Origin of the sequence: Marinobacterium mangrovicola, from assembly GCF_004339595.1 — a bacterium.
GTDB classification, from domain to species: domain Bacteria; phylum Pseudomonadota; class Gammaproteobacteria; order Pseudomonadales; family Balneatricaceae; genus Marinobacterium_D; species Marinobacterium_D mangrovicola.
Map to the genome: position 1 here is coordinate 662,642 of NZ_SMFU01000007.1, position 11,516 is coordinate 674,157.

Genomic DNA, 11,516 nt, shown 5'->3' on the forward strand with positions numbered 1-11,516 from the left:
GCCATACCTAAAGCCGCGTGGGTGCGCCTTCTACAGATCTATATTCCCGCCGCCGTAAAAATCTGCCATCAGGCGTGCCACCTGCGGATAAGCCTGGGCAAGAATATCCGGCCGTTCAAAATGGTATTCGCTGGTAACCGCGAAGAATTCGGTGGGGGCGGTTGCGGCGTAGGGATCGATGAGGGTGGCGTCACCTCGATCCAGTTGGCGGTTAAGGGATTCGTAGGCCGCGGTAAACTCGCGGGTCCACTCGGCAATATCCATCGACCGGTGTAGCGGCGGAAAGCCGTTGAAGGCGCCGTTGCCGTTATCCAGCACATGGGCGATTTCGTGGATCACCACGTTATGCCCCTCATCCATCCCTCCGGATTCAAGCACATCGGGCCAGGCCAAGACCAGGGTGCCGTGGTCCCAGGCCTCACCGCTCAGGGTTTCATAGCCTTCATGTACGATACCGAACTCGTCGGGGTGGTCATGCCGAACCAGAAACGGGGCAGGGTAGATAACGATCTCGCGGATAGGAGCGAGCCAGGCAAGGCCCAGTTCCAGCACCGGCAGGCAGGCGAGGGTGGCGATTCGGGTGATCATTGCTCTATCGGGTTCCAGGCCATCGCCGCCGCAAAACTGTTTATCCTGAATAAAACGTTCGCTCAGTACGCGCAGTCGGTGCTGTTTGTCCGCTGCGAGTGCCGTGAGGAGTGGGACGGATTGCAGTGTGCTGAGCCAAAGCTCATCGTCGATCAATTCGGCCGGCTCGTCGTCTTCCCCGGAGAGGATGGCAAAGATTTTCTCGAACACACCGTCGCTCCATTGACGTAAATAATCCCAGTTTAACCGATTATTCACCGGCGCAAGTTAAGAACCCACAGGAGATGCTGTTGATTGGCTCATGGTTTTCGTTAACTTTGCTAATCTTTTCAGGTCATCGACAGGGAAGAATTTTGTACTGAGAAGGTCTATCATACGCGCCCTGTTTTTCCCCATCCAAAAGACGGAGTTGAGGTTTTGTCCAACGAGCAGTTTGTTCCCGGTCAGCGCTGGATCAGTAATACTGAAGCGGATTTGGGACTTGGCATAGTTATAGAGTGTGTCAACCGTCGGGTGGAGATCGGTTTTCCCGCAGTGCTTGAACAGCGCACCTACGCCATGGACAACGCGCCGTTGAGCCGTGTTATCTACGAGCCCGGCGAAACCGTCAATAATCACCACGGCGATGCGCTTGAGATCCAGGAACGGATGGAGAACCGCGGTTGCTTCATCTACCGCTGTATCGACCAGGAAGGCACCGAAGTGATTCTGCCAGAGCCGGATCTGGATAGCGCCGTGCACTTTGCGCGCCCGGAACAGCGCATGCTGGCCGGCCAGATCGACCGTCATGGTCTGTTCAAGCTGCGTGTCAGAACGCTGGAACACCATCACCGCCTGATGAGCTCGCCGGTACACGGCCTGCTTGGCGCCCGCGTTCAGTTGTTGCCGCACCAGTTCCATATCGCGGTTGAGCTCTCTTCCCGCGAACATCCCCGCGCGCTGCTGGCCGATGAGGTGGGTCTGGGTAAAACCATCGAGGCGGGCCTGGTGCTGCATCAGCGCCTGATCAGTGGCCGTGCCAGCCGTGTACTGGTGGTGGTGCCGGATAATCTGGTGCATCAGTGGCTGGTTGAGCTGCTGCGCCGCTTTAACCTGATGTTTACGCTGCTGGATGAAGCGCGCTGTGAGGCGCTGCTGGAAGATCTCTATGCCGGCAACCCGTTTGAATCCGCGCAGCTGATCCTCTGCCCGCTGTCACTGCTGACTCATCGCGATGCACGCCTGAACCAGGCGCTGCGGGCGGACTGGGACCTGATGGTGGTTGACGAAGCCCATCATCTGGGCTGGTCGCCGGAGGCCTCAAGCCACGGCTACCAGTGCATCGAAGCGCTGTCCAAGCAGGTTCCGGGCGTGCTGCTGTTGACCGCGACGCCGGAGCAGCTGGGGCCGGAAGGGCACTTTGCGCGTCTGCGTCTGCTCGACCCCGAACGCTATCACGACCTTGAAGCGTTCAAACAGGAGAGCGACCGTTTCCATCATCTCAGCCACACCATCGCGCCGCTGCTGGAAGAGCAGGGGGCCGAGCTGCTGGCTGCAGACAGCCGCATCCAGAAAGAGATTGCAGGCTGGCTGGGTGAAGAGGCGCTGGGCAACTGGCTGGCGCTGCCGACCGATAAGCGTGAGCAGGGTCTGGCGCAGCTGATCGCTCAACTGGTGGACCGTCACGGCACCGGTCGGGTGCTGTTCCGTAACACCCGCGAGAGTGTCAAAGGTTTCCCGCAGCGCATCCTGGATGCGGTGCCGCTGGAAACGCCGGCGCTTTATGACGACGAGGCGCCCACCGCTTCCCTGGATAAAACACTGCACCCGGAAAAGCTGCTCGGCAGCGACTGGGTTGATGTGGACCCCCGTGTTGAATGGCTGGTGAACTGGCTGCGCGAAAACAAGCGCGAGAAAGCGTTGGTGATCTGTGCGGAGTCCAGCACCGCCACTGCGCTTGAAGAGTATCTGAACCTGCGTGAAGGGATTCGCACTGCGGCCTTCCACGAGGGCATGTCACTGATCAACCGTGACCGCGCCGCGGCATACTTCGCTGATCTGGAGCTGGGTGCCCAGGTGCTGATCTGCTCCGAGATCGGCTCTGAAGGGCGTAACTTCCAGTTTGCCAGTCACCTGGTATTGTTCGATCTGCCATTGAGCCCGGATCTGCTGGAGCAGCGTATCGGCCGCCTCGACCGTATCGGTCAGCGTAACGATATACAGATCCACGTGCCGTACTACCAGGACAGCGCCGTTGCCGTGCTGCTCGACTGGTATGACAGCGGTCTTGAAGCGTTCACCCGCGTCTGTGCCAGTGGTGAAGCGATCTATCATCAGTTCGCTGAAGATCTGAACACCTGCCTCAGTGATCCGCTCAACGCGGATGCTCTGAACCAGCTGATTGATGAAACCCGCGATGCCCGCATTGAGCTGGAGAGCAAGGTGGCTGCAGGGCGCGACCGGCTGCTGGAGCTGGGAAGCTGCGACAGCGAGCGTGCCGCCGAGCTGACCCAGGCGGTCACCGACGCCGAGGTTAGCGACGAGCTGCAGTCATACGCGGAAAAACTGTTTGACCGCTTCGGCGTGGATACTCAGCCCCATGGTGAAGATGGCCTGGTACTTCATATGGGCGAGCACATGCTCTGCCAGTTGCCAGGACTGGGGGATGAAGGTCTTACCCTGACCTTTGATCGAGAGCGTGCGCTGTCACGCGAGGATATCGAGTACATGAGCTGGGAGCATCCGCTGCTGGCCGGCACCATGGAGCTGGTTCTGCGTGGCGAGTATGGCAACAACTCCCTTTGTACCCTGAAACTGCCGCCGCTGCCGGCGGGTACGCTGCTGCTGGAGGCGATCTACCAGCCACGCACCACGGCGCCGCGCAGCTATCAGCTGGAGCGTTACCTGCCGAAAGGTCTGGTCCGTGTGCTGGTGGGTCCGAATGGGCAGAACCTGGCTGCGGCCCTGGGGCATGCGCCGCTGAACAAGCTCGCGGAAACCGTATCGCGCAATGCGTCGCAGAATATGGTCCGCCTGGCGCGGGATCAGATCGTCGATCAGCTTAAGCAAGCCGACGGCCATGCCGGTAAAGAGCTGCAGCCGCTGATTGATGAAGCGCTGGCAAAAGTGAACGCAGAGCAGGGCGCGGAGGTCGAACGTCTTAAGGCTCTGGCTGAGGTGAACCCTGGCATCCATCCGCAGGAGGTCGAAGCGCTGCAGGCTCGCTGGGATACCATGGTCGCGGCGCTGTCGAAAGCGGAGCTGAAACTGGATGCCCTGCGGGTATTCCTGGTCAGGGAATAAACGTCTGGCAGCAGAATGCCCGCGGGTTTAGACTCGCGGTTAGATAGTCGATTTGGGAGCAGGAGAGTTGGAGCTATTCGTCATGAATAAGCGCATGCGACAGTCAGGTAACTGGTTGCTGCTCTCTTTGCTGCTCGCATTAATGTTGCTGCTTCAGCCGGCTGTGAATAGCCTGGTTCAGTCTGACCATGCGGGTGTCGCCGGACAGGGTGGTTCGATGCAGATGAGCTGCTCGGTCGATGATCATGGCTGCCATAAGCAGCTGCTGGATCAGCAGATGTCAGACTGCTGCGACCAGGCCAGTATCAGCGACTGCTCGGATCACTGCTCCGCATCCAGTCTGGCGATGCTGGCGCCGCATCACCCCAATATTGATCTGCCGGTGCTGCAGCCGCTGCAGGCGCGTGGCTCACCGGCATCACCCTTTGTGACTCCTCCTGAACAGCCTCCGCGGCTTGTTTGAACAAACTTTTTTCGGGCGCGTCTGCGTCTCTGTTGATTATTCGTTTGTTTGGAGAAGTAACATGAAACTGGGTAAAAAATTGGTTTTCGCCGGTATTGTTGCCGGTAGCAGTCTGGTTCTTGCAGCGTGCAGCGACAGCGAAGCTCAGGATGGCGCGAGCGCTTCGGTAAACGCCGGAGCGCCGGTAACGCTGGATGTTTATAAAAGCCCCACTTGCGGTTGCTGTGAAAGCTGGATCGAACACGCAGACAAGCACGGCTTTGAGTCGGCCATTCATCATCCGCAGAATCTCAACGGTGTGAAGGATGATCTGGGCATCGCACCCCGGTTCCGTTCCTGTCATACCGCCGTGACCGAGGACGGTTACGCCTTTGAAGGTCATGTACCGGCCAAGCTGGTACAGCGCTTCCTCGACAATCCGCCGGAAGGCGCACTGGGATTGGCGGTGCCGGGGATGCCGGCGGGTAGCCCCGGTATGGAGATGGGAGACCGTTTCGATCCCTATCCGGTGGTTCTGCTCTATAAAGATGGCCGCTTTGAGCTTTATGAAGAGATCAACGAACAGGAGATGCAGTATTGAGTTCCACGTTTAAGTCACTGTTGTCAGCCACCTGCCTGATGCTGGCCGCAATACTGGCGATGCCGGTTTCGGCTCATACCCATCTGGTTAAGTCAGAACCCGCTGACGGGGCGATTATCCAGGAGCCGTTACAGGAGCTGAAACTGGAGTTCGCAGAGCCGGTGCGGCTGATGCGGGTGGATCTGACCAAGGCCGAGGGAGCGCCGATCGAGATCGACTTCATCCCGTCAATCGGCCCGGGCACTACCTACGACGTGGCGATACCGGAACTGGCTCCTGGTGACTACCGGGTGCACTGGATGTTGATGGGCGCTGACGGCCACAAGGTGACCGGCAGCTTTCGCTTCAGCCAGCGCTGATGATGCCCGTGCCCGTAGGCTGGAAACCGCCATATGGGCGCGGATCTTGCGAGGTTGATAGTGGGAGGTGGGCAGTTGGAGGTAGACGGTGACTGAGTGGGACGGGCTTACACTGCTGGCCCGCTGGTTAATCTATATCTCCCTGTCCACTGCCGTTGGCGGTGCCATCAGCCTGCGTTTTCTGCGCAAGCAGGAAACCATCCTGGCACGTTTACGACTTTACACCCTGGTATCTCTGATACTGGGTTTTTTTGCCTCTCTGTTTTACTTCTTTGTCAGGGTCGGTGCGTTTTCCGAGACCGGCCTGGGCGGCATGTTCGATCCGGTGATGCGGGAAGTGCTCTGGCAATCCCCCGTTGGCGATGAGCTGCTGCTGCGCATGCTCGGGCTGATCATTCTGTTCGGGGCGCTGCTGCTGACGCTGCCGACGAACCGTTCCGGACGCATGGGCGCGCTGGAGGTGCTCTGTCTGGCCTTGGGTTGTCTTACTCTGGGCGCCTCGTTTGCCCGTACCGGGCATACCGCGCAGCTCGATTTTTTCGCAGCGATACTACTGACCCTGCACGTGATTATTGCGGCCTGGTGGATCGGTTCGATCTATCCGCTCTGGCTGGTGACTCATCGCCTCTCAAGAGAACGGGCACGCCATGTGCTGGAAAACTTTGGCAGTCTGGCGATCAAGGCGGTTGTGTTGCTCGTGCTGGCCGGTGCCGTACTACTCTGGCGTTTGACCGGGGGGGAGGGATTGCTGAGTACACCCTACGGTTTCTGGCTGGTGTGCAAGGGTGCCATGGTGGCGCTGATTCTCGTAATCGCGTCCTATCATCGCTATCAGCTGGTGCCCGTGCTGGCGGATGATGGTAGCCGGCGACGGCTAAAAAAGTCTCTGACGCTGGAAAAAATGGTGGGCTGGGGCATCTTTGGCGCCACCACCGTGCTCTCGACGCTGGTGGGCCCCACTCACTGAGGTGAGAAGGGCGCGCTATCGGAAAACTTGCTGCGGTTCTGTTCGATCACCAGATTGCGAAACCAACGGTGCATCGGGTCCTGGTGGTAGCGAGCGTGCCAGTACAGATAAAAATGGATCAGGGGCTGCGGGATCTCCTTGGGCAGAGGTCGCGATACCAGCCTGCGGTTTCTGCACAGCCAGTCCACCTGACGCTTTGGCAGCGCGAACACCAGGTCGGTGTTTTCACAGAAGTCCGGCACGTTGAAGAAGCTGGCCAGACGCGCAGCTACCTTGCGCTGGTACCCCATCTGCTTCAAATGCATATCGATGATTGCGGGTCCACGACCGCTGATCGAGACAAAGCCGTGGGTCGCCTCAAGGTAGCGTTCCAGTGTCAGTTCCCCTTCTGCCAACGGATTATCTGCGCCCATCACACACTGTGAATAGGTGTAGTCGATCTCGACGCGGTGAAACTGATCCTGGGAAAAATCCGGCTCCTGGCCACTGAGTGCCAGGTGAATCTCGCCGCGGGCCAGACTGGTGAAGTAGTCGCCAGGCTTGGACTGGATCTCCAATGACATGCCCGGTGCTTCCTGGCGCAGGGTTTCCATGATGCCAGCGAGGTAAAGCGTCGCCTCCAGATCCAGACAGGCGAAGCTCAGGTTGCCAGACGCCCCGGCGGGATCGAACGAGAGCGGTGTGATCATCTGCTTTACACCGTGAAGCATATCCTTGAGCAGAGGCTGCAGATGCCGGGCACGGGCGCTCAGATCATAGCCATCCTCGCCCCTGACCAGCAAAGGGTCTGAGAAGAGTTCACGCAGCCGCTGCAGTGCACGGCTGACCGCTGGCTGGCTCATATCCAGGCGCTGAGCAGCGCCGGTCACCTGTCTTTCTTCCAGTAAGGCATCCAGAACGACCAGTAGATTAAGGTCGATGGAGCGCATATTCATTTCGCGCATACTTACCATCACAAATATTCATTTGATGCATTCATTCTCGGTGTTTACCCTCTGCGCTTCAAGTTATTCAAACTGAGTGTTCCCGTTTTCATGACAGCCAAGGTTTCTCTTCGCAACAGTGCTAACCGTTATGGTCTGGTGACCATTCTGATCCACTGGGTGATGGCGTTGGCCATCATCGGCATGTATCCCCTGGGTCTCTATATCGACTCGCTGAGTTACTACGATCCGGCCTATCGCACGGTCCCGCACTGGCATAAGAGCATCGGCATGCTGATCTTTGCTGCGCTGTTTATCCGTCTCATCTGGAAAATGCTTAACCCCCAGCCGAAGCCGCTGCCGAGTCACGGCACCCTGGTGCGTCTGTTGACCAAGCTCGGTCATCTGGGGCTGTATCTGCTGATGTTTGTTGCACTGGCGTCCGGCTACATGATCTCTACCGCCGACGGTGCCCCGATCGAGGTGTTTAACTGGTTCGGCGTGCCTGCGCTCCCCGAAGTGGTTGAGCGGCAGGAGGATGTGGCGGGTGCTGTGCACTACTGGGTGGCGACTGCACTGATCGTGCTGGCCGGCCTGCACGCGCTGGCGGCTCTCAAGCATCACTTTATCGATAAAGACGAAACCCTTTCTCGCATTTTTAACGCTAAACAGGAGAAGTAACAGAATGAAAATGACCGCTCTTAAAGGGGCCGCTCTGGCCGGTTTCCTGGCCTTTGCACCCAGCGCTTTCGCAGCTGACTACGCCGTCGATACTCAGGGTATGCACGCTTCCGTAAACTTCCGTATCAGCCACCTGGGCTTCAGCTGGTTGAAAGGACGCTTCAACGATTTCGACGGTAGCTTCAGCTACGACGCTGAAAACCCGGCAGACTCCAGCGTCAGCATGGAAATCGATACCGCCAGCCTGACTACCAACCACGCTGAGCGTGATAAGCACATCCGCAGCGATGACTTCCTCAACGTGGATGAGTACCCGACTGCTACGTTCCAGAGCACCTCATTCGCGCCTAACGATGATGGCACCGCCGTTCTGACCGGTGACCTGACACTGCACGGCGTCACCAACGAAGTGACTGTGGACGTGACCAAGATCGGTGAAGGCGAAGATCCCTGGGGTGGCTACCGTGCAGGTTTCTCCGGCACTCTGGAGTTCCAGCCGGCAGACTTCGGCATTGAGTACAATCTGGGCCCGGCGTCTGAGACCGTGTACCTGGATATCGAACTGGAAGGCGTTCGTCAGTAACAGCGCCTTTCGCCCGTATTCGGGCACTACTCATAAAAGCCAGGGTTGTCCCTGGCTTTCTTGTTTTTAATTTTGCTGCAAAACGGATACATTGCTCTTCGTTTGGTTTTAACGATGGGTTGACCGGCGTCGTTGCGTCTTCTAATCGTTAAACCCGTAAGAAAAGTTCAACAACTGAACATGCAAAGTGGGGCAATAATGCTGGAACAGGCCAACTTCCGAAAACTGGGGTGCGCAGAATGCGCGAATGCCACATGCCTCAGTTTTGATTTCACCATGGCGTTTCAGCCGATCGTCAATATTCGTACCCGCTCTATCTACTCCCAGGAAGCGCTGGTCCGAGGACTGGATAATCAGCCGGCCGGCGTAGTGTTTGAAAGTGTTAATGAAAGCAATCGTTACGCCTTTGATCAGGCATGCAGGGTCAAAGCGATTCAGCTGGCAGCCGAGTTGGGCGTCGATTCTTTCCTGAATATCAATTTCCTTCCCACTGCGGTCTACCGTCCGGAGCTGTGTATCCGTACCACGTTGGCCGCGGCTGAACAGTACGGTTTTCCAGCCGAGAAGATTATCTTTGAGTTCACCGAGGTGGATCAGGTGGACAGCCCCGAGCACCTGCTGGATATCGTTGAGCATTACCGCCACCTTGGCTTTAAGACCGCAATCGACGATTTCGGCGCCGGTTATTCTGGTCTCAACATGCTGGCCGATACGCCTACCGATCTGATCAAGCTGGATATGGCGCTGATCCGTAATATCGACCGGGATAAAACCCGCCAGGTGATCGTTCGCGGCATCGTTGGCATCTGCAATGAGCTGGGCATACAGGTGATCGCCGAAGGCGTGGAAACGGCGCAAGAGGTCAAGGCGCTGGCGGAAGAGGGGATTGAGCTGATGCAGGGCTATTATTTCGCCCGGCCTTCTTTCCGCTCACTGGCGACCATCGACGAGAATAAATACACTGTCTGATTCTTCCATCGCTGCGTTTTGTACGGCCGTTTTTCGGATCGTTGTGCCGGAGCGCTTTAGTCAATCAGAGTGTCATGAATCTCGAAGTCTTACTGCTGTTTATACCCGCCTGTTTTGCGCTTAACCTGACGCCGGGCCCAAACAACCTGTTGGCCATGAACAATGCCCAGCGTTTCAGCCTGACCAGTGCGTTGCTGGCCGGCATCGGGCGCCTGGTGGCTTTTGCGGTGATGATCGCCCTGGCTGCGGGCGGTCTGGCCATGGTGCTTTACACCTCGGAACTGGTCTTTACCGCGATCAAGGTGCTCGGTGCCCTCTACCTGTTTCATACCGCCTGGAGGCTTTGGTTTGTTGGTACAGGCAAACAGGAGGACGTAAAGCCTGAGTCCACGCCGGGTTTGAAATCGCTAATGAAGCAGGAGTTTCTGCTGGCCGCCGGTAATCCCAAGGCGATCCTGATCTTTACCGCGTTTCTGCCGCAGTTTGTCGATCCGGCCGGCAACGTACCGCTGCAGTTTGCCATCGTCGGCGGTCTGTTTCTGCTGATGGAGTGGGTGGCGATCGGACTTTATGGCGCCGCCGGCGTTTACCTGCGTCAGTGGTTCGCGCGCCCGGCAGGGCAACGCCTTTTTAACCGCGTCTGCTCGGTTCTGCTCGCCGGTGCCGGTGGCGGTCTGCTGGTTTCCCAGCGCTGATACTCGGCTGAAACGCAGAGTCCGGTTTGAAATTTCCTTCTGTTGCAGCCAAGGTTAGGTAGCCCTCAGCAACAGAAGGAGACAACGTGAGTGAGTTCCTACAACACTGGCAGGATGCGGCGCTAACCAGTACCGGTTTTTTCTGGAGCGCCTTCTGGGCTTTTGTTCTCGGTTATCTGATCAGCAGCCTTATCCAGGTGCTTGTCACTGAGTATCGAATGCAGCAAGCGATGGGAAGCGATGGTCCGCGCAGTGTTGCTCTCGGTACGCTGTTTGGCTTTATTTCCAGTTCCTGCAGTTTTGCCGCGCTATCCACCACCCGGGCCCTGTTCCAGAAAGGGGCCGGTCTGGTACCTTCTATCGCTTTCCTGCTGGCCTCTACCAACCTGGTGATCGAACTGGGGTTTGTGATCGCAATTTTCCTCAGCTGGCAGTTCGTGGTTGGCGAATATCTTGGCGGTGCCTTGCTGATTCTTTTTGCCTGGCTGTTTATCCGTCTCACCAATCCAAAAGAGTTAATCCGCAAAGCCCGCGAAAAGGTGGGTAGCGATGGGTCAGATGAAGAGCAGGGTGGCCCAGACTGGAAAACCAAGATCACCACCTCTGCGGGTTGGCAGCGGATCGGGCAGACCTACGTCATGGAGTGGCAGATGGTCTGGCGGGATGTCTTGATCGGCTTTACGGTGGCCGGGGCCATCTCCGCCTTTGTGCCTGATGCGTTCTTCCAGACACTGTTTATCGGCTCGGGGCGCGAAGTCGCAACGGATGCCAGTTTCCTGGAAGTTGTTGCTCAGACCCTGGTGGGTCCGGTAGCGGCGTTTTTCACCTTTATTGGCTCCATGGGGAATATTCCCCTGGCAGCGCTATTGTTCGATCATGGGGTAAGCTTCGCTGGCGTGATGGCGTTTATCTTCTCCGATCTGGTGGTCTTACCAGTGCTGCGTATCAATGCCGGTTACTATGGCTGGCCCATGGCGCTATATATCCTGCTTACTCTGCTTGCGGGCCTCGTCTGCGTTTCCCTGCTGATGCACTACGGTTTCTCCCTGGCGGGGCTGCTGCCCGATGCGAAGCAGAGCCAGGCTATTCTTGAGCGCGATTTCTTCGTTATCAATTACGGCTTTTGGCTTAACCTGGTGGCGATACTGCTGACGTTGATGCTAGTGGCGTTTGCACGAAAGTCGATGGCTTCGTCTAACCAGGAGCATCATCACCATCACTCTGAGCATGAGCATGGGGGTGGAGAAAGCCATGAACACCATCACCATGATCATGGCAGCAAAGGGGTCGGTGACCGTCTGCTCAATCTGATGGTGTGCATCGCGCTGGTGTGGCTCGCCGGTGGCGTACTGCTGGGTCTGGTGCAGTGAACGCTTAAACCTTGCGGAAAAAGGCTTTTCTAGTACTACGTTTTGCCTGCGTCCAA

At 57.5% G+C, this 11,516-nt stretch carries 12 protein-coding genes; 10 read left to right on the forward strand and 2 right to left on the reverse strand.

Features of this window, described 5'->3' with window-relative positions; translation table 11 throughout:
• Nucleotides 1-30: 30 nt before the first annotated feature.
• A complete protein-coding gene (locus tag CLV83_RS04000; protein WP_165900229.1) occupies nt 31-798 on the reverse strand; it encodes a M90 family metallopeptidase in 768 nt (255 codons plus the stop codon).
• Between the two features lie 207 nt (nt 799-1,005).
• On the opposite strand from CLV83_RS04000, the gene rapA reads away from it, so the two are divergent.
• From rapA to CLV83_RS04025, 5 genes are all read left to right on the forward strand, one after another.
• Complete coding sequence (rapA, locus tag CLV83_RS04005) at nt 1,006-3,870, forward strand: RNA polymerase-associated protein RapA (protein WP_132287837.1); 2,865 nt, start codon at nt 1,006-1,008, stop codon at nt 3,868-3,870.
• An 82-nt stretch (nt 3,871-3,952) separates the two neighbouring features.
• Entirely contained in the window at nt 3,953-4,333 is a 381-nt protein-coding gene (locus CLV83_RS04010) for a hypothetical protein (RefSeq protein ID WP_132287839.1), read from the forward strand.
• Nucleotides 4,334-4,394: 61 nt separating this feature from the next.
• A complete protein-coding gene (locus tag CLV83_RS04015; RefSeq protein WP_132287842.1) occupies nt 4,395-4,913 on the forward strand; it encodes a DUF411 domain-containing protein in 519 nt (172 codons plus the stop codon).
• Nucleotides 4,910-5,272: a copper resistance CopC family protein gene (locus CLV83_RS04020; RefSeq protein WP_132287845.1), complete on the forward strand. Its 363-nt coding sequence runs from the start codon at nt 4,910-4,912 to the stop codon at nt 5,270-5,272. The genes CLV83_RS04015 and CLV83_RS04020 overlap by 4 nt, the downstream gene beginning before the upstream one ends.
• An 88-nt stretch (nt 5,273-5,360) precedes the next feature.
• On the forward strand, nt 5,361-6,239 hold the full coding sequence (locus tag CLV83_RS04025; protein ID WP_132287848.1) for a copper resistance D family protein: 879 nt from the start codon (nt 5,361-5,363) through the stop codon (nt 6,237-6,239).
• Here the strand turns inward: CLV83_RS04025 and CLV83_RS04030 are convergent.
• Nucleotides 6,233-7,183, reverse strand: a complete 951-nt coding sequence (locus tag CLV83_RS04030; RefSeq protein ID WP_243642268.1) for a LysR family transcriptional regulator — start codon at nt 7,181-7,183, stop codon at nt 6,233-6,235. The genes CLV83_RS04025 and CLV83_RS04030 overlap by 7 nt on opposite strands.
• Before the next feature lie 90 nt (nt 7,184-7,273).
• Between CLV83_RS04030 and CLV83_RS04035 the strand changes: the two genes are divergently transcribed.
• The 5 genes from CLV83_RS04035 (at nt 7,274) to CLV83_RS04055 (ending at nt 11,460) form a co-directional block, all read left to right on the forward strand.
• On the forward strand, nt 7,274-7,843 hold the full coding sequence (locus CLV83_RS04035; RefSeq protein ID WP_132287851.1) for a cytochrome b: 570 nt from the start codon (nt 7,274-7,276) through the stop codon (nt 7,841-7,843).
• Nucleotides 7,844-7,847: 4 nt separating this feature from the next.
• Nucleotides 7,848-8,426 carry a YceI family protein gene (locus CLV83_RS04040; RefSeq protein WP_132287854.1) on the forward strand — a complete coding sequence of 193 codons (579 nt, stop codon included), beginning with the start codon at nt 7,848-7,850 and terminating at the stop codon, nt 8,424-8,426.
• Nucleotides 8,427-8,702: 276 nt separating this feature from the next.
• A complete protein-coding gene (locus CLV83_RS04045) occupies nt 8,703-9,395 on the forward strand; it encodes an EAL domain-containing protein (protein WP_243642269.1) in 693 nt (230 codons plus the stop codon).
• Nucleotides 9,396-9,469: 74 nt separating this feature from the next.
• The gene (locus CLV83_RS04050; protein WP_132287860.1) at nt 9,470-10,090 is read left to right on the forward strand and encodes a LysE family translocator; all 621 of its coding nucleotides are present in this window, start codon (nt 9,470-9,472) and stop codon (nt 10,088-10,090) included.
• Between the two features lie 86 nt (nt 10,091-10,176).
• Nucleotides 10,177-11,460: a permease gene (locus tag CLV83_RS04055; RefSeq protein WP_132287863.1), complete on the forward strand. Its 1,284-nt coding sequence runs from the start codon at nt 10,177-10,179 to the stop codon at nt 11,458-11,460.
• Nucleotides 11,461-11,516: the final 56 nt, after the last annotated feature.

Bases quoted from the DNA above. Each gene is read 5' to 3' on its own strand.
- CLV83_RS04010 (WP_132287839.1), top strand. From the start codon at position 3,953: ATGAATAAGCGCATGCGACAGTCAGGTAACTGGTTGCTGCTCTCTTTG.
- CLV83_RS04015 (WP_132287842.1), top strand. From the start codon at position 4,395: ATGAAACTGGGTAAAAAATTGGTTTTCGCCGGTATTGTTGCCGGTAGC.
- CLV83_RS04030 (WP_243642268.1), bottom strand. From the start codon at position 7,183: ATGCGCGAAATGAATATGCGCTCCATCGACCTTAATCTACTGGTCGTT.
- CLV83_RS04035 (WP_132287851.1), top strand. From the start codon at position 7,274: ATGACAGCCAAGGTTTCTCTTCGCAACAGTGCTAACCGTTATGGTCTG.
- CLV83_RS04040 (WP_132287854.1), top strand. From the start codon at position 7,848: ATGAAAATGACCGCTCTTAAAGGGGCCGCTCTGGCCGGTTTCCTGGCC.
- CLV83_RS04045 (WP_243642269.1), top strand. From the start codon at position 8,703: ATGGCGTTTCAGCCGATCGTCAATATTCGTACCCGCTCTATCTACTCC.
- CLV83_RS04050 (WP_132287860.1), top strand. From the start codon at position 9,470: ATGAATCTCGAAGTCTTACTGCTGTTTATACCCGCCTGTTTTGCGCTT.